The organism is Pseudomonas sp. FA-1 (assembly GCF_056856075.1).
In genome coordinates, this window is sequence record NZ_JBWXTH010000007.1 from 235,561 (window position 1) to 252,384 (window position 16,824).

A 16,824-nucleotide genomic window follows, 5' to 3' on the forward strand; every position below is an offset into this window, starting at 1 on the left:
CGCAGGTCAACCGAACGTGGTCCCCGCCAGCATGCCGCCGTCGATGATGAACTCCGAGCCCGTGCAATAGCTGGACTCGTCGCTGGCCAGGAACAGCACCAGGTTGGCGACTTCTTCCGGCTGGCCGATACGCGGGATCGGCAAGCCCTTGTAGACCTGCGCCGGGTCGAAATCGGCCATTTCCGGCGGTCGCGCCATCACGGTGTCGATTCCTCCCGGGTGCACCGAATTCATTATGGTCCGGTGCACCAGGAGTCCCTTGCGCTTGCTACAGCCGGTCGTTCTTGGCACCCTTTGCCGGCCAATTCATGTCGCCAACACAGCGAAAGAAGGAACCGCCAAGGTGAGCTGGGAAAAAGTCGGGAAGGCCCTCGTGGGCGTGCTGGTCGTCGCGACCTCGGTCGCGGCGCTTTATGCGCTGCTCAAGGACGACGCTGGTCTGGAGGCGCGCCTGACCTACGCCTACCTGACCTACCCCAGCCAGTTCAGCGAACGCATCAGTACCACCAATGACCTGCTCAAGTACGAACGCCTGCACGAGCAGGTGAGCGCCATCGGCAAGGGGGCGCTCAGCCACCAACAGGTCGACAAGCTCGTCGAGCTGGCCCAGGCGCCTTACCTGCAGTTGTTCGCCAAGCCTTTTGAAGCAGGCTTGGTGGACCATCGCACCGGGCTGCTCATCGAATTGCGCAACAAGGGCCAAACCCCATTGAAGAAGGTGCAGATCCGCCTGCCGGCCAAGGGGCTGGTGCAGATTCGCGACGATGCCGGTAACGATACCATCGTCCAGGCACCGACCAGCGTGATCGAGATCGACGCCATCAGGCGCGAGGGGGCGAGCAAGGTGTGGGTCTATTTTGACTCGGACTATTCACTGATCCGTCAGGGCGGGATCAGCATCCGCCATGACGGCGGCGCGGCCGATGTGCAGATCTACCGGGAGTTCGTCGGCTTTCCGGCCTGGGCCGGGCGCTATGGCCGGGAACTGGTAGCAGCACTGGCCGTGCTGGTCGTGGCTGTGCTCGGGCTGGGGGCGGTGTGCTTCCGGCAGCGGCGCAGGGCCTGCGGCGATGGGCTTGCCCGCCGGTAGGCCAACGGTTCTCCTGCTGGCCTCGCAAGGCGGGCGTTACTGCAGGCTTGCCTGCAGCGCCTCGATGAAGGTTTCTTCTGCGCGGCTCATGCGCTGCTCACGGTTCCACAGCAGGTGGATGTCCACATCGGCGATGCCCTCCAGCGGCGGCAGCTTCCACAGCAGCCCCGCCTCCACATCCGGGGCTACCACATGCTCGGGCAGGCAGCCGATACCGAACCCTGCGATCACCAGGCGGCGGACTTCTTCGAGGCTTGGCGAGGAGGCGATGACGCGCCCGGCGAAGCCCTGTTGATCGCGGAAGATGGTCAGCGGCGAGAGCATGCCGCCGATCTGGTCGCTGCTGAAGCTGACGAAGCTTTCTTGCTGCAGGTCGCCCTCCAGCTGGCCGAACAGCCGGTGGTGCTTGCCGCAGAAGAAGGCGTAGCGCTGGCGATGGAACAGCCGCTGCTCCAGGCGTGGCTGCGGGCGCCGGTTCAGGCTCAGGCCGGCGGTGGCGGTCTTCTCCTGCAGGGCCGCGACGATGTCGGCGCTGCGCATCACCTCGATCTCGAGCTCGACCCGGGGATATTGGTGGTGGAACCGAGCCAGGCATTCGTCGAAGCGGGCATCGACCACGCGGCTGACCATCAGCAGGCGCACCTTGCCCACCAGCTCGGTGGCCGGTTGTTCCAGCAGGCTGCCGATCTGCGCCATCTGGCCATATATCTCGCCGGCCAGCTGGAACAGTTGCTCGCCTACCTCAGTGAGCACGAAGCGCGGCCCGCGGCGGGCGATGAGCTGGCGCCCGAGCTGCTCCTCGAGGCGCTTGAGCGCCTGGCTCACGGCAGGCTGGGTCAGGTGCAGGCGCGCGGCGGCGCGGCTGATGGACAGCTCTTGCCCGATCACGCGGAAAGTGCGCAGCAGGTTCCAATCGAGGCGGTCGGTGAGCAGGCGGTCGGGCATGGCGAAGGATAAGTAGGGCTATTGGTAGAAAGGGTAACCAGAAAGCGGGTCGATCATGGCTCAGGGCCGACAGTCGGCGCCTGGGCCCCGCCTCGGCGTACATGCTTGACCAACACCTTCTCCAGCAGCGCCCACATCTCAGGGTCGGTACTGAATGCCACATTGAAGCGCATCCAGCCCGTGGCCTGGGTATCGACCATGAACAGCTGCCCGGGGCCCAGCATGATGCCTTGCTCCAGGGCATCGTCCAGCAGCGCGGCACTGTCAGGCAGGGCAGGGTGGCGGGTCCAGATGTACATGCCTTCGTCCGACTCGATGAACAACTCGAAGCCCAACCGGTGCAGATGGCGGCCCACGTCCTGGTGCGCCTGCGCCAGGCGCTGGCGCAGGCGCTTGAGGTGCTTGCGCCAGCGGCCATCGATGATGGCCGCATACACCACGCGCTCCATCACCTGCGAGGTGGTGAGCCCCGAACGCATCTTCAGGTGCAGCAATTGCTGCATCAGGTCGGCGTTGGCCAGCAGGTAGCCGACCCGTACGTTGGGTGAAATGCTCTTGGAATAACTGCCGACGTAAACGACCTGTTGCAGTGGGTCGAGGCTGGCCAGGCACGGCTGTGGCTCGGCGATCATGTCGGCGTAGAGGTTGTTTTCCACCAAGCGGAAGTTGTGCCGCGTGGCCAGTTGCAACAGGCGATGCAGTTGCGCCAGCGGTGTGCGCGAACACGTCGGGCTGTGCAGGTGGGGCTGGGTGAAGAAGACCGTGGGCCGGTGATGGGCCAGCAGGCGCTCCAGCAGGTCCAGGTCGTACCCACTCGGGGTTCGTGGCACACCCATCAAGGTAGCGCCCTGGGTGCGCAGGATGCTCATCAGGTTGGGATAGCCGGGGTCATCCACCAGCACCACATCCCCTGGGCGTACCAGGGTACGCACGGCCAGGTCCAAGGCCTGGCTGGCGCCATGGGTCAGCATCAACTGCGCCGGATTGGCGACGATCGACAGTTCCTGTTGCAGGTTCTGTGCGGTCAGGGCACGCAGCTCCGGCAGGCCCATCGGGTCGCCGTAGCCGGAAAGCTCCAGCGGGCTGCCGGCCACCTGGCGCAGGCCGCGGCGCAGCCCGTCCTCGTACATCCAGTCGTTGGGCAGCCAGCCGCAGCCAGGCTTGAACGGCAGTTGGCGGGTTTCGAAGATCTGTTGCAGGTACCACTCGGAATTGAACGTCGGCCGAGTGGTGCCAAGCGCTTGGCCCTGGGTGTCCAGCAGCTCGCCCGCCGCACGATTGACGAAGAACCCCGCATTGCCGCGGCTGACCAGCAGGCCTTGGGCGACCAGGCGATCATAGGCCTCGACCACGGTGAAGGTGCTCACCGAATAGGTCGCGGCAAAGGCGCGGATCGATGGGACCTTGGCGCCGGGCTTGAGGGTCTGGTTGTCGATCAGCTCGCGCAACCCGTCGATGATCTGGTTGACCAGCGGGGTGGACGAGTCCGGATGTAGCTGGAGCATTGGGGTGCCTTCAGGTGTGCGTATCGCAAGGTGGCGCGTGCGGTCGATTCGCGTGGCGAACCAACCGTTCAGCTCCCCGGCGTCGGCAAGGTGTCGCAGGTGTATTGCATTGGCGGCCTGTACAGTGCAGTGCGTTTTTCATGCCACTGTGCATGGCTCTGTGTGCCAGACATTTTTACATTACGTGTCAGATATCGCCACAGCATACCTGTCAGCGTCATGCACAATCATAAATTCGCTGCTTTACCGTCGAGGTCCGCCTCGCACCTTCATTGCGGCGCGCCGAGCCGCCGAAGCCCGGCCGGCATACCGTTCAGTTCGTCCGCAGGTTTGCCTCCGGACGCGTAAGCAGGCCGCCACGGAAGGCCTGCGTGTGCCTGGCGCACACCTCCTGCCCGCTTGAGTACTGATGTCAGGTGAGACCGATAGCCATCGGGGTTTCACAGTTTTTCCTTGGATAAAAAGAAGCACGGGGTACATAACTGATGGACGCAACATCCACATCCACCACTGCGAAAGGCGAGCACGAGAGCAAGCTCAGCGCCTCGCTCAAGTCGCGTCACCTGACGATGATGTCGATCGCCGGGGTCATTGGCGGCGCCTTGTTCGTCGGCTCCGGCAGCGTGATCCACAGCGCTGGCCCCGCCGCGGTCCTGGCGTACCTGGCCGGTGGCATCCTGGTGGTGCTGATCATGCGCATGCTGGGCGAGATGGCGACTTCCTCGCCGGATACCGGCTCGTTCTCCACCTACGCCGACCGCGCCATCGGGCGCTGGGCCGGTTTCACCATCGGCTGGCTGTACTGGTGGTACTGGGTCATCCTCATGGCCTGGGAAGCGTACGTGGCGGGCAAGATCCTGCATGGCTGGTTCCCGGGTGTCAGCGTCAACGTGTTCGTGCTGGCCACGACACTGCTGCTGATCACGGTCAACTTCTTCAACGTCAAGCACTATGGCGAGTTCGAGTTCTGGTTCGCCTTGATCAAGGTGGTGGCCATCGTCTGCTTCCTGATCGTGTGCACCGCGGCGGTATTCAATGTCTGGCAATTCGGTGAGGTGCGTGGCATCAGCCACCTGACGGCCGAAGGTTTCATGCCCAATGGCATCACCACGGTGATCGGCGCGCTGCTGGGGGTGATGTTCGCCTTCCTCGGTGCCGAGATCGTCACCATCGCTGCCTCGGAATCCAAGGACCCCTCCACCCAGATCGTCAAGGCCACCAACTCGGTGGTGTGGCGTGTATGCCTGTTCTACGTAGGCTCGATCTTCCTGATCGTCTGCCTGGTGCCATGGAACGACCCGCACCTGGGCGAGTCCGGCTATGGCGCCTACCGTCGTACCCTGGAGCTGCTGGGTGTGCCATACGCCGAGCTGCTGATGAACTTCGTGGTGCTGACCTCGGTAAGCAGTTGCCTGATCTCCGGCCACTACACCGCGTCGCGCATGTTGTTCTCACTGGGCCAGCGTGGCGACGCACCTTCGTTCTTCAAGATCACCCGGGCCGGCACCGGTGTGCCTGTGTACGCGATCATGGGGTCGTGCGCGGTAGCGATCTTCTGCGCCCTGATCAATTTCAGCGAAACCCTGCGCCCGAAGGATGTGCTGGAAACGCTGATGAACACCACCGGCATGATCGCCCTGTTGGTGTACCTGGTGATCGCCTTCTCGCAGTTGCGCATGCGTCGCAAGCTGCAGGCCGAAGGCAAGGAGATCCGCCTGCAGATGTGGCTGTTCCCTTGGCTGACCTACCTGGTGATCGCCTTCATCGTGGTCTGCCTTGTGGTGATGGCGTTCATGCCTGATTACCAGATCCTGGTGATCTCCACGGGTATCGCGGCTGCTATCGTGGTGGCCATGGGCGTGGTCCACCAGATCCGTACCAGCAAGCGCCACTGAGGCGTCCTGTAGCACAACGCGGCCGGCTCCCCTTGGGGACCCGGCCGCGTTTCATTTCTGGCTGTCGACCTTGCTGACCACGGTGAGCCAGCGGGTAAAGCGATGCACGCTGATCGGCAGGTCGGCTTGCAGGTCGGCCAGGGCCTGGTCGCTGTCGTCCTGGGGGAGGTCGTAGGGAACGCGTAGGCCTTGCAGGGCCTCCCGGTCGAACAGCAGTACGCCCTGGCGATGGCGGGCCAGGCGCTCGAGGGTAGTGACCAGGGGCTGGCCAGCCGCTGGTAGGCGCTGCAGGTGCCAGGCCGCTTGCAGCATGCCGGTGTCCACCGCCTCCAGCGTGCCGGGCTCGCCCGCGCTGAAGCGCAGTTGCTGGCCACGGCTCAGCGACAGGTGCCGCCCGGCTCCTAGTAGTTCGACCCTGCCATGCAGCACGCTGACCTGGGTGGCGTTGCCCAGGTGCTCGATGATCAGGCGGGCATCCAGTGGGCGCAAGGTACCTTCGGGTGTGCCGACCCGGAACGGGCGCGGGTCGCCTGGGGCCACCTCCAGCAACACCTGGCCAGCGAGCAGTTGCAGGTGGCGCTGCTGGGCATCGAACTCCACATCCACCGAGGAGCTGGCATCCAGGGTCAGCAGGCTGCCGTCTTCCAGCTGGCGGGTGAGGCGGCGCTGGCTGTCGGTGGACAGGTCAGCCAGCTCGAAGCCTTGGCCCATCCAGGGCGAGGCAAGCAATGCACAGGCCGCGACCAGGGCGAGAATGGCCAGGGACAGGGCGAGGCGGGGGAGCAGGTTCATAGGCGGTGGGGCGCATCTTCCTTGGAGGGTCACCTAAGGATAGACGCTGAGACCCATTTACCGGGGCTGTATGGCAAGTCGCGATTCAATGCACCGTTTGGCGTTGCTTCACACAGGCCTGTGCCTGCAAGGCCAAAGCATCGAGGCGTTCATCGCGCTGTTTTTCCGCATCGAGCATGGCCTCGTCGCCGTGCTGCTTGACCAGGTAGGCGTGGATCTGCCGTACCTCGGTGGTGCGGTAGATCGGTGCGATGTCCAGGCGGCCGACCAAGGCGCCGCTGGCCTGCCCGGTACTGCTCATCAATACCTGGGAGCCCGCGGCGGCGACGACCTGCAGGCCCATCGCCTCGAACCAAGGCACCTGGCCTGCGAAGGCATTGAGCTCGACACAGGCGTGGCGTGCCTGGATGTCGGCCAACAGCGCACGGGCGATGCCTTGGCGGCGATGGCTGGGCTGCACGGCGAGGAAGGTCAGGACACACGCCTGGTCATTGTCCTGGGCGGGCAGGGCCAGGGCGAAACCGAGCAACTGGTCCGGCGCTTCGGCATCCAGGGCGAGGGTCAACTCCACCGCCAGGCCGCGTGTGCCGTCCAGCGCCTGCAGGTATTGGTGCACTTCCAGGCCGACGCCGTACTGGTACAGCGGATACAACGGGTTGTCCGCGGTGATGGCCACGCTGCTCAGCTCGCCGACATGATCGATCACCAGTTGACGGATCTGGTTCTGGAAGGATTCGGGGGGCACGCCGTCGAGACGGCTGAGGATGAACATCGGGCAAGCTCCAGCTAGGGTCGAATCGTGCCGCGCCGCACAGCGCGGGGTGCACAGTCTAACCCAGGCCGGCGTGCATCCGCGCGCGATCCTGGCGTCTGGCCGAATCCTCGTGGACGGCTATGCTTTTCGCTGCGTCGAGCCGTCCAGGCGCTTGCCAGAAGTCCGGTTTTTCCAAAGGAGAAGGCTCCATGAAATCCATGACACTGCTGATGATCGCGACTGTCTTGAGCGTTGCCGCCCACGCCGAATCCGGCCCCGAAACCAACTGCGCCGCCAAGATCAAGGAACTTGAGGACATCCACAGGACCGATGGCCAGGCCTTGCATGGCGGCATGGCCCAGGACTACCAGAAACTGCTCACCCAGGCCAAGGATGCCCAGGCCGCCGGCGATATGATCAAATGCCAGGCTTCGGCCGACCGCGCCAAGACCATCTACAACAAGGCGCGAGGCAGATAGCGCATCCTTCTGGTTTCGCCACCCCTCACTCGTGCTGTGCACGTGCGGGGTGGGCGAAGCCGGGCGCCAGGGCGTTCCGGTATGGCCCTGGTCTCGGGTAAGCTTTGCGCTACAGCGATAGCTCCAAGAGATTGCGCATGCCCCAGACTACCCTTGCCCTTGATTGCCTGCTCGAGCAACGCCAGGTCGAAGACTGGGCCCCACGTCTGGAAGGAGCCGCCCGTGGCCTATGATGTGGATGATCGGCTGGTGGTCGGCGTGGCGTCCAGCGCGGTTTTCGACCTCAGCGAGTCCGACGCCGTGTTCCGCCGCGAGGGCGAGGCGCAGTACCGCAAGTACCAGGAGCAGCACCTGCACACGCCCTTGGGCAAGGGCATCGCCTATCCCTTCATCAAGCGCCTGTTGGCGCTCAATGACTTGCGCGAAGACCCCAACGACCCGTTGGTCGAGGTGGTATTGCTGTCGCAGAACGACCCGGACACCGGCCTGCGGGTGATGAAGACCATCGAGCATTACGGTCTGAACATGACCCGGGCGATCTTCATGCAGGGGCGGTCGCCTTATGAATATATCCCGGCGCTGAACATCGCCCTGTTCCTCTCTGCCGACAAGAAACATGTGGATGCTGCGATCCAGGCTGGCTACCCGGCTGGCCAGGTACTCGATTCGCAGTTCGACGATGACGAAAGCGATGACAGCCTGCGCATCGCCTTCGACTTCGATGGCGTGCTGGCCGGTGACGAGTCGGAAGCCGTGATGCAGCGCGATGGCCTGGTGGGCTTTCATGCCCACGAGGTGACCAATGTCACCCAGCCCCACAACCCAGGGCCGCTCAAGGAATTCTTCGTGCGGATCGCGAGGATCCAGGCGATCGAAGAGCAGTACAAACTCAAGCATGAGGGCTACGAGAACCGCCTGCGGGTCTCCATTGTCACCGCCCGCAACGCGCCATCCCACGAGCGCGCCCTCAACACGCTCAAGAGCTGGGGCGTGATGGCCAACGATGCATTCTTCCTGGGCGGCATCGAAAAGCGCCGGGTGCTGCAGGTGCTCAAGCCGCACATCTTCTTCGACGACCAGTCCGGGCACCTGAAGGGTACCCGCACCGTGGTGCCTTCGGTGCACATCCCGTTCGGCGTCACCAACCAGACCGGGTAGGCGGCGGGCTGCACTCTGTGGGCGCAGGCTTGCTTTGCGAACACCGGCCGAGCCGGTGCTCCAGCGAGTCGAATGGTTCGCGGGTAAACCCGCTCCCACAGATGTGGTATGGCCCGCGGGGAGGCCTTAGAACCAGCGGTCGTTGCGTTTGCGTCCGCGGGTCAAGGCCGGCAGGATCAGGCCGGCGAGCAGGCCAGCACCGGCGATGCTGCCGCCGTACACCATGTAGCGCATCATCACCTGCTTGTTCTCGTCACCCAGGCGTGCCTGGGTATCGCGCAGGGACGACTGGGCCTGGTCGAGCTGTTCGTTGAGCGACTTGTTGCGCGCTTCCAGCTCGTCGATCAGTGCCTTGCGCGAGTCGAGGGTTTCCTGCATGCCTTGCACGCGGTTCTTCCAGCTGTCATCGATGGTCTTGAGCTGGTCGGACAGCTGCGCCACCTTGGCATCCAGTGCCGGCAGGCGCTCGGCCTGGCCGGGTACCGACTGCAGGTCGCTGGTGAGGATCCACACCAGGTCGCCGTTCTGGCCTCGCACCTGGCTGTAGTTGCCCTGGGTGTCGACCAGAGTGACCTTCTGCCCGGCCTTGACCGAGCCGACGATGCGGTGGCCGTTGGTCGGGCCGCTGCGCACATAGGTGCTCAGGCTGTCGCTGACCCAGCGCGCGTCGCTGGCCGGTTCTTCGGCATGTACGGGGCCGGCGAGGGCAACCAGGGCGGCGGCGAACAGGGTGGCAAGGGCAGGGGAGGCAGGGCGGAAGTCGGGCATGGTGGTCTTCGCTGAAACAGGACAAAAGAAGGCCCGGTGACTGGGCCGATGAACCGGTCGGTGGTTTGACCGTCAGCGAAAGACCGTTTTTATCGAAGCAGGTTCACTGCTTGGTGTAGGAAATGTCTGCAGGATGTTGCGGCGGGGGGACCGAAGGGTTGCCGGTTCCGGCCCTATCGCCGGCAAGCCGGCTCCCACCCGCCCTGCGCTGCCTTCTCAAGCAGCGCTTGCCTGTGGGAGCCGGCTTGCCGGCGATGCAAGAAGGCAGTCAGGCGAGGCTGCCCCTATGAATGGCCTAAGGCCTCAGGTCACGACCTGATAGCACGGCACATACGCCGCCCCACCCGGCAACTTCATCCGGTGCTGGTCGACGAACGCTTGCAGCAATCGGCCCAGCGGATCCAGCACGGCGCTGTCACCGCGGATCTGGTACGGCCCGTGTTCCTCGATCAGGCGAATGCCCTTGTCCTTGACGTTGCCCGCCACCACCCCGGAAAACGCCCGGCGCAGGTTGGCCGCCAGCTCATGGGGTGGCAGCTCCCGGCGCAGGTCCAGGTTGGCCATGTTTTCGTGGGTCGGGTCGAACGGGCGCTGGAAGCCCTCTTCGATCTTGAGCAGCCAGTTGAAGTGGAAGGCGTCATTGCGTTCGCGCCGGAACTGCTTGACCGCCATGAGCCCCTCGACCATGTGCCGGGCGACCTCGGCCGGGTCGTCGATGATGATCTTGTAGTGGCGCTGGGCTGTTTCGCCCAGGGTAGCGCCGACGAAGGCGTGCAGCTGTTGCAGGTAGGCCTCGGCGCTGCGTGGGCCGGTGAGGATGACCGGGAAGGGCAGGTCCTGGTTGTCTGGGTGCATGAGGATACCCAGCAGGTACAGGAATTCCTCGGCGGTACCCGCGCCGCCGGGGAAGATGATGATGCCGTGGCCGACCCGCACGAAGGCCTCCAGGCGCTTCTCGATGTCCGGCAGGATCACCAGTTCGTTGACGATCGGGTTGGGCGCCTCGGCGGCGATGATGCCCGGCTCGGTCAGGCCCAGGTAGCGGCTGCCATGCATGCGCTGCTTGGCGTGGGCGATGGTCGCACCCTTCATCGGGCCTTTCATCACGCCCGGGCCGCAACCGGTGCAGACGTCCAGCTTGCGCAGGCCCAGCTCGTGGCCGACCTTCTTGGTGTACTGGTATTCCTCGCTGCTGATCGAGTGGCCACCCCAGCACACCACCATCTTCGGCTCGACGCCTGGGCGCAGGGTGCGGGCGTTGCGCAGCAGGTGGAAGACATAGTCGGTGATGCCCTGGGAACTCTCCAGGTCGATACGCTGGCTGGCCAGCTCGCTTTCGGTGTAGACGATGTCGCGCAGGGCGCTGAAGAGCATCTCGCGGGTGCTGGCGATCATCTCGCCATCGACGAAGGCGTCGGCGGGGGCGTTGAGCAGCTCCAGGCGCACGCCACGGTCTTGCTGGTGGATGCGTACCTCGAAGTCCTGGTAGGCCTCGAGGATGGTCTTGGCATTGTCGACATGGGCGCCGGTGTTGAGAATGGCCAGGGCGCACTGGCGGAACAGGGTGTACAGACTGCCGGTACCGACTTCGCTCAGTTGCTGGACTTCACGTTGCGACAGCGTCTCCAGGCTGCCTTTGGGGCTGACGGATGCGTTGATGACATTGCGTTGGGGCATCTAAGTCTTTCCTGTGCGTGTAAAACTCCTACTTGGATACCACCATACCGACAAATGTGCGCGGCAACGAGGGGGGCACCGAAAAAGCCTAGCCAAGCAGACGTTGCACACCCAGGGTGATCGCCAGGCCGCCGCCGATCAGCCAGAGGTTCAGCAGCGCCCCGGTGAGCAAGGCGCGTGGGCCTGCCTGGCGGATCTGGCTGAGGCGGGTTTCCATGCCCAGGGCCGTCATGGCCATGGTCAGGGCGAAGGTATCCAGGCTGTTGATCGAGGTGACCAGCGGCGCAGGCAGTACCTGCAACGAGTTGATCAGCACCAGCAGCAGGAAACCGAAGGCGAACCAGGGCACTGCGATACGACCGCCACCCTGGGCCTGGCCTGGTTTGCGCGAGCGGCTGATCCACACGCCGACCACCAGCAGCACCGGCACCAGCAGCAGGACCCGGGTCATCTTGACGATGGTGGCGATATGGGTGGCTTGTGGGCTCACGTTGCTGGCCGCACCTACGACCTGGGCCACCTCATGCAGGGTGCCACCGAAGAACAGGCCCACGCCCAGGGTGTCGAGCGGTACCCAGCCGGCGTTCACTATCAGCGGATAGAGGAACATCGACAGCGTACCGAACAGCACCACGCTGCCCACGGCCATGGCGGCCTTGTGCGGTTGCGAGCGCAGCGCCGACTCGAACGCCAGCACTGCCGCCGCGCCGCAGATCGCGCTGCCGGCGGCTGTGAGCAGGGCGGTGTCGCGGTCCAGCTTCATTACCTTCATGCCGACCCACAGGCCGACCAGCAGCGTGCTGACGACCACCAACAACGAGACGGTGAGCCCCGACCAGCCCACCTGGGCGATTTCCTGCAGGCTGACGCGCAGGCCGAAGAAGGCCACCGCCAGGCGCAGCAGGTTGCGCGCGGAAAAGTTCACGCCGGCCGCCCAACTCGCTGGCAGGCCGTGGCGCAAGGCATTGCCATACACGGCACCCGTGACGATACCGACAATGAGTGGGCTGATGCCCAGCCCGGCGATGGCGGGCAAGGCTGCCACTTGGGTGACCGCGAAGGCGAACAGCGCAACGAACAGGATGCCATTGAGCCGCCCACGGGTGGAGTGGGTGGGCTCAAGGGCCGGGGTGGCAGGGGCCGTGGCCATGGTAGGACCTCCGAACGGTGACGAGATGAGGTCTACGTTAATTCAGTTATAAGCTTATAAAAAATCGTACTTTGAGATGCAAAGTATCCGTTTAGCTGATACTTTTGCGAAATGACCCCTGAGCAACTGATAACATTCGCCACGGTTGCCGAACACGGCAACATCAGCCATGCCGCGAACGCACTGCATTTGTCCCAGCCGGCCGTCTCGGGCCAGCTCAAGCTGTTGCAGGAAGCCTTCGGCGAGCCGTTGTACCAACGTGCAGGCCGTGGCGTGCGCCTGACCGCAGCCGGTGAACAGTTGCTTGGGCATGCCGAGCGCCTGCGCGACACCTTCCGCCAGGCCCAGGCCCTGCGTGATGCCATGCGCGGCCTTGAGCGCGGCACGCTGCGCATTGGTGCGAGCACCACGCCGGCCAGCTACCTGCTGCCATACCTGCTCGCGGACTTCCATGGACGCTACCCGGATGTGGTGGTCACCACCACCAATGGCAACACCTCGGAAATCGTTGCGGCGCTGGAAACCCTCGACATCGCCTTGATCGAAGGCCCCCCTGGCCAGGAGCTGGCGTTGGGCACCGAAGTCACGGCCTGGCGCGAAGATGAGATCGTCGCCATCGTCCCGAGCAACCACCCCTTGGCCAGCGCTGGCCAGACGCAACCGCTCGATGTGCTGGGGGCTTACCCATTGGTGCTGCGCGAAAGCGGTTCGGGTGTGCGGCAATTGGTGGAGCGCGCCTTCGCCCGCGAGGGCGTGGCGATGCGCGTGGCGCTGGAGATCGCCGGGGTGGAGGGAGTGAAGGAGGCTGTCAGGGCAGGGATGGGTATAGGCTTTGTGTCAGCGATGTCGATCCGTCATGAAGACAATGCCCTGCACCGCCTGGGCATTGCGCCACAGCCCCTGACACGTCATTTCTCGATCCTGATGCCCCATGCCGCGACACCTTCGCGGGCGGCGGCGCGGTTCATGGCGCTGTGCTTGGGCCGATAGGGGCTCATGGCCGGCATACGCGGGTCTTGCAGATGCGGGCTGGTCTCGGAGCCCAACGCTACCTCGGATGTCTTCTCTCTTTGCGGTATCTATAGCCAAGCCTTGCACAATGCTTGGGTGGCCTCCTATCAGGAATGCCTGTACGTGTGCAGTACGGGTGTGGGCGATGATCGAGGATTGGCATTCAGTCCTGGAGAACTTCATGGATACATCGCTTTTCAGTTGCACGCCTACGGTCAAGGTCTTCGATAACCGCGGCTTGACCGTTCGAGATATCGAGTTCCACCGCCATCCCGACTCACCGAGAACGACGGACAGGCGCCTCACCCATCATCAACACGATGCGCGCAGTTTCCTTGTGCAGAGCGCTGACCCACGGCTGCATGCCCGTGGATTGGCGAATTTCACTTACTGGACGGATCTTGCCGGTACCGCATTGCGCACCCGCAGTGTCGATGCGGGCACTTCGATAACCCTCAGGGATGCCGCCGGGCGCCCTTTCATGGAGGTGGCTCAGATTGCTACCGACGAAGAGGGTAACGACGACCTGAGCCAGGCGGTTACCCGTACCTGGCAGTACGAGGCCCCGTCCCAGGCCGGCCGACCGCTGGGCGTGACGGAGCAGGTGGCCGACAGCGAGGCGCGGATTGCCGAGCGGTTCGTCTGGGCACCGGTTACGCAACAGGCACGGGACCATAATCTGCTCGGGCAGGTGACCCGCCATTACGACCCGGCGGGGCTGGTGCAGGCGAACAGCGTTGCCCTGACGGGTGTGCCGATCTCAACGACCCGGCAGCTGCTCAAGGATGCCGACCATCCTGATATCGCCGCCGACTGGCGGGGCGAAGAGGCGGCGGAATGGGACACTCGACTGGCCTCCGAGGCCTATACGACCCAGACCACGGCAGACGCCACGGGCGCGATGCTGACGACCCTGGATGCCGCAGGCAACCTGCAACGGGTGGCCTATGATGTGGCCGGCCAGCTCAGTGGCAGCTGGTTGACGATCGCGGGCAAGGCCGAGCAGGCGATCGTCCAGTCCGTAAGTTATTCCGCCGCCGGGCAGAAGCTGCGCGAGGTGCATGGCAACGGTGTGGTGACCACCTACACCTACGAGCCCGACACCCAGCGCCTGTCGTCGATCAAGACCGAGCGCCAGGGCACTGGCGCGAAGGTGCTGCAGGACCTGCGCTATGCCTACGACCCGGTGGGCAACGTGCTGAAGATCCGCAACGACGCCGAGGCCACCCGCTTTTGGCGCAACCAGAAAGTGGTGCCGGAAAACACCTACAGCTACGACAGCCTCTACCAACTGGCCAGTGCCACGGGCCGCGAAATGGCCAACGCCGGCCAACCAGGTCGCCACCTCCCGCACGTCACCCCCTTCGACAGCACCACCTACACCCCATACACCCGCACGTACCGCTACGACACCGCAGGCAACCTGCTGCAGATCCGCCACAGCGCTCCCGCCACGAACCACAACTACACCACCGACCTCACCGTCAGCGACCATAGCAACCGGGCCGTGTTGAGCACCCTGACGAAGGACCCGTCGGCTGTCGAGGCGCTGTTCACCCCAGGCGGCCAGCAGGCCATGCTGTTGCCGGGGCAACCACTGGCCTGGACCTCGCGAGCCGAGCTCGAGCAGGTCGTGTCGGTGAAGCGCGAAGGTGCTACGGACGATCGTGAAAGCTACCGCTATGACAGCCGTAGCCAACGGGTGCTGAAAGCCAGTACCCAGCAAACGGCTAAAAGCACCCAGGCCCAGCGGGTGATCTACCTGCCAGGGCTGGAGCTGCGTACCCACACCCATGGCGACACGCTCACCCAAGACTTGCAGGTGATGACGGTCGGGGAGGCCGGTCGTGCGCAAGTGCGGGTATTGCACTGGCAGGCAGGAAAACCCGACGACCTACCGAACGACCAACTGCGCTACAGCTACGACAACCTGTTGGGCAGCAGCGCGCTGGAAGTCGATGGCGCCGGTAACCTGATCAGCCAGGAAGAGTACTACCCCTTTGGCGGCACGGCGGTATGGGTTGCGCGTAATGAAATTGAGGCGAGTTACAAGACCGTGCGCTATTCAGGCAAGGAGCGAGATGCCACAGGCCTGTACTACTACGGCTATCGCTATTACCAGCCTTGGGCGGGGCGCTGGTTGAGCGCGGATCCGGCCGGTACGGTGGACGGGTTGAATCTATTCAGAATGGTAAGCAACAACCCTACGACATTGGTGGATAAACAGGGCTTGGTAGAGGAGCATGCCAACCCGCCGACAAACCCTTGGACGCCCGCCATCGACTATCTGGCCCGGGAAACTGACCCGGCCGAGCAAGCGGAACCTGTTTCGGTGCCCGCTTTCACCGAAGACGGGTTAAAGGCCATTTTTGCGCAATTGAACCTACAGGAAGGAGCGGCTGCATCCCCACCGACGCGGGCAGGCAGGGTAGAAAACAATGCCATCATCCTCTGGGAACGGAAAAAAGGTGATAATGACGTGGTGTTCTACGCAGATTTTCTGGGGACGGGGCTCGCGGCGTTCGTGACGCATGGTGGCGACGATGGAAGCTTGATGAATGCCCAGGGGGAGCCTCGGCCGGCACGTGAAGTTGCAGAAAAGGATATCAAGCCCTGGCTGGAGGGTATTGGTTACGAAGAGGGCAAGGAATTCATTCTGTTGGCGTGCAGTGCAGGAAGTACCGGTGCCGCCCGCGAAGTTGCAAGAACATTGAAGAAATACCAGGTCCGAGGCTACCGGAAGACCATTTTCGTCAATGCACCTCAATACATGAAAAAAGTGAATATAAGCCCTTTTCATTGCAGCACTACATTGCCGACGGAAAAGAAATCTATTTTTAGGAGAATTTTCGGTAAAAAGGGACCGTTCACGGACCAGCCGGGAAGACAGTTAGCGACTTACAAAGTCTTCGATGGCGCAGGACGTACGATCAAACAGCGCAACCAGAGTCATTGAGTTACGCTCTCGTAATTCCACTATCGGGCTCGCCCGGCGCTGTTCTGCCGCAACGCCTTGGCCACCTGCGCTTCGATCTTGTAGGCAGGCGCCTCGAGGTCATCGTAGTTGCGTGTATACCGTCGGGCGAATTCCTCGACACCCAGTTCCTGGTACTGCTGTACGTGCTTGAGTTCATGGGCCCAGAGCGCGACATTGTCCTCGGCATCCTGCGCATGACGGAAGATGATCGTGTCGATCAGGGTCACCGCGTTCACGTCCGGGTTTTGCAACACCGCATTGGCCGCGCTCATCTGCTGTTCGTTGCCTACGCGATAACGCGCCGCATCGAGCACGGCGAAGTCGTACCAGGGCTCGAGCTGGGCGCGGATGTGCAGGGGGATCGGCTGGGTGCCGGCGGCGGTCGCCTCGTCGCGGGCCTGGCGCAAGGCAAAGGCCAGGCTGCCGGAGGCCATGGTTTCCATGTCCTTGAGGATCTGGCCCGCCTGGCCGGGGTCGACCGGCGCGCAGAAGCAGCCCATCAGGCACACCTCGTACTGGCCCGGTGGGCAGGTGGTTTGCGCGAATACCGGAAGAGCGAGCACGAGGCCGAACAAGAGACTAGCGTGCTTCATGCAAGGCCCTAATAACATAGCGTTCGTTTA

General features: G+C 63.7%; 15 protein-coding genes. 6 read left to right on the top strand and 9 right to left on the bottom strand.

Annotation, left to right across the window (positions count from 1 at the left end; genetic code table 11):
• Positions 1-6: 6 nt before the first annotated feature.
• Entirely contained in the window at positions 7-249 is a 243-nt protein-coding gene (locus AC1MHZ_RS14985) for an SDR family oxidoreductase (protein ID WP_324818084.1), read from the bottom strand.
• Positions 250-343: 94 nt separating this feature from the next.
• Here AC1MHZ_RS14985 and AC1MHZ_RS14990 point away from each other — a divergent pair, with 94 nt between their 5' ends.
• Entirely contained in the window at positions 344-1,090 is a 747-nt protein-coding gene (locus tag AC1MHZ_RS14990; protein WP_084858817.1) for a hypothetical protein, read from the top strand.
• Positions 1,091-1,126: 36 nt separating this feature from the next.
• Here the strand turns inward: AC1MHZ_RS14990 and AC1MHZ_RS14995 are convergent, their stop codons facing one another.
• Complete coding sequence (locus AC1MHZ_RS14995; protein ID WP_084858816.1) at positions 1,127-2,035, bottom strand: LysR family transcriptional regulator; 909 nt, start codon at positions 2,033-2,035, stop codon at positions 1,127-1,129.
• Positions 2,036-2,088: 53 nt separating this feature from the next.
• A complete protein-coding gene (locus AC1MHZ_RS15000; protein WP_324818089.1) occupies positions 2,089-3,540 on the bottom strand; it encodes an aminotransferase-like domain-containing protein in 1,452 nt (483 codons plus the stop codon).
• A gap of 485 nt (positions 3,541-4,025) precedes the next feature.
• Between AC1MHZ_RS15000 and AC1MHZ_RS15005 the strand changes: the two genes are divergently transcribed.
• On the top strand, positions 4,026-5,435 hold the full coding sequence (locus AC1MHZ_RS15005) for an amino acid permease (protein ID WP_084858814.1): 1,410 nt from the start codon (positions 4,026-4,028) through the stop codon (positions 5,433-5,435).
• Positions 5,436-5,486: 51 nt separating this feature from the next.
• Here the strand turns inward: AC1MHZ_RS15005 and AC1MHZ_RS15010 are convergent, their stop codons facing one another.
• Together AC1MHZ_RS15010 and AC1MHZ_RS15015 are read right to left on the bottom strand one after the other, a co-directional pair.
• Complete coding sequence (locus tag AC1MHZ_RS15010) at positions 5,487-6,227, bottom strand: FecR family protein (protein ID WP_482966565.1); 741 nt, start codon at positions 6,225-6,227, stop codon at positions 5,487-5,489.
• Between the two features lie 85 nt (positions 6,228-6,312).
• The gene (locus tag AC1MHZ_RS15015) at positions 6,313-6,999 is read right to left on the bottom strand and encodes a GNAT family N-acetyltransferase (RefSeq protein WP_084858812.1); all 687 of its coding nucleotides are present in this window, start codon (positions 6,997-6,999) and stop codon (positions 6,313-6,315) included.
• A gap of 191 nt (positions 7,000-7,190) precedes the next feature.
• On the opposite strand from AC1MHZ_RS15015, the gene AC1MHZ_RS15020 reads away from it, so the two are divergent.
• On the top strand, positions 7,191-7,460 hold the full coding sequence (locus AC1MHZ_RS15020) for a hypothetical protein (protein ID WP_084858811.1): 270 nt from the start codon (positions 7,191-7,193) through the stop codon (positions 7,458-7,460).
• A gap of 222 nt (positions 7,461-7,682) precedes the next feature.
• Positions 7,683-8,618, top strand: coding sequence for a 5'-nucleotidase (locus AC1MHZ_RS15025; protein ID WP_084858810.1), 936 nt, complete (start codon positions 7,683-7,685; stop codon positions 8,616-8,618).
• Positions 8,619-8,744: 126 nt separating this feature from the next.
• Here the strand turns inward: AC1MHZ_RS15025 and AC1MHZ_RS15030 are convergent, their stop codons facing one another.
• From AC1MHZ_RS15030 to AC1MHZ_RS15040, 3 genes are all read right to left on the bottom strand, one after another.
• Positions 8,745-9,386 carry a TIGR04211 family SH3 domain-containing protein gene (locus AC1MHZ_RS15030; RefSeq protein WP_084858809.1) on the bottom strand — a complete coding sequence of 214 codons (642 nt, stop codon included), beginning with the start codon at positions 9,384-9,386 and terminating at the stop codon, positions 8,745-8,747.
• 303 nt (positions 9,387-9,689) lie between these two features.
• A complete protein-coding gene (gene ppnN / locus AC1MHZ_RS15035) occupies positions 9,690-11,063 on the bottom strand; it encodes a nucleotide 5'-monophosphate nucleosidase PpnN (RefSeq protein ID WP_084858808.1) in 1,374 nt (457 codons plus the stop codon).
• An 88-nt stretch (positions 11,064-11,151) separates the two neighbouring features.
• Positions 11,152-12,213: a YeiH family protein gene (locus AC1MHZ_RS15040; RefSeq protein WP_324817350.1), complete on the bottom strand. Its 1,062-nt coding sequence runs from the start codon at positions 12,211-12,213 to the stop codon at positions 11,152-11,154.
• A 111-nt stretch (positions 12,214-12,324) separates the two neighbouring features.
• Between AC1MHZ_RS15040 and AC1MHZ_RS15045 the strand changes: the two genes are divergently transcribed.
• The gene (locus AC1MHZ_RS15045; RefSeq protein ID WP_084858806.1) at positions 12,325-13,203 is read left to right on the top strand and encodes a LysR family transcriptional regulator; all 879 of its coding nucleotides are present in this window, start codon (positions 12,325-12,327) and stop codon (positions 13,201-13,203) included.
• A 166-nt stretch (positions 13,204-13,369) separates the two neighbouring features.
• Positions 13,370-16,180 (top strand): RHS repeat-associated core domain-containing protein, encoded by a 2,811-nt coding sequence (locus AC1MHZ_RS15050; RefSeq protein ID WP_482966566.1) that lies wholly within the window; start codon positions 13,370-13,372, stop codon positions 16,178-16,180.
• Positions 16,181-16,200: 20 nt separating this feature from the next.
• On the opposite strand, the gene AC1MHZ_RS15055 is transcribed toward AC1MHZ_RS15050, so the two are convergent.
• Complete coding sequence (locus tag AC1MHZ_RS15055) at positions 16,201-16,794, bottom strand: eCIS core domain-containing protein (protein ID WP_324817356.1); 594 nt, start codon at positions 16,792-16,794, stop codon at positions 16,201-16,203.
• Positions 16,795-16,824: the final 30 nt, after the last annotated feature.

Coding starts and splice junctions, on each gene's coding strand:
- AC1MHZ_RS15000 (WP_324818089.1), bottom strand. CDS start 3,540: ATGCTCCAGCTACATCCGGACTCGTCCACCCCGCTGGTCAACCAGATC.
- AC1MHZ_RS14995 (WP_084858816.1), bottom strand. CDS start 2,035: ATGCCCGACCGCCTGCTCACCGACCGCCTCGATTGGAACCTGCTGCGC.
- AC1MHZ_RS15005 (WP_084858814.1), top strand. CDS start 4,026: ATGGACGCAACATCCACATCCACCACTGCGAAAGGCGAGCACGAGAGC.
- AC1MHZ_RS15040 (WP_324817350.1), bottom strand. CDS start 12,213: ATGGCCACGGCCCCTGCCACCCCGGCCCTTGAGCCCACCCACTCCACC.
- AC1MHZ_RS15045 (WP_084858806.1), top strand. CDS start 12,325: ATGACCCCTGAGCAACTGATAACATTCGCCACGGTTGCCGAACACGGC.
- AC1MHZ_RS15010 (WP_482966565.1), bottom strand. CDS start 6,227: ATGAACCTGCTCCCCCGCCTCGCCCTGTCCCTGGCCATTCTCGCCCTG.
- AC1MHZ_RS15055 (WP_324817356.1), bottom strand. CDS start 16,794: ATGAAGCACGCTAGTCTCTTGTTCGGCCTCGTGCTCGCTCTTCCGGTA.
- AC1MHZ_RS15020 (WP_084858811.1), top strand. CDS start 7,191: ATGAAATCCATGACACTGCTGATGATCGCGACTGTCTTGAGCGTTGCC.
- ppnN (WP_084858808.1), bottom strand. CDS start 11,063: ATGCCCCAACGCAATGTCATCAACGCATCCGTCAGCCCCAAAGGCAGC.
- AC1MHZ_RS15050 (WP_482966566.1), top strand. CDS start 13,370: ATGATCGAGGATTGGCATTCAGTCCTGGAGAACTTCATGGATACATCG.
- AC1MHZ_RS15015 (WP_084858812.1), bottom strand. CDS start 6,999: ATGTTCATCCTCAGCCGTCTCGACGGCGTGCCCCCCGAATCCTTCCAG.
- AC1MHZ_RS15030 (WP_084858809.1), bottom strand. CDS start 9,386: ATGCCCGACTTCCGCCCTGCCTCCCCTGCCCTTGCCACCCTGTTCGCC.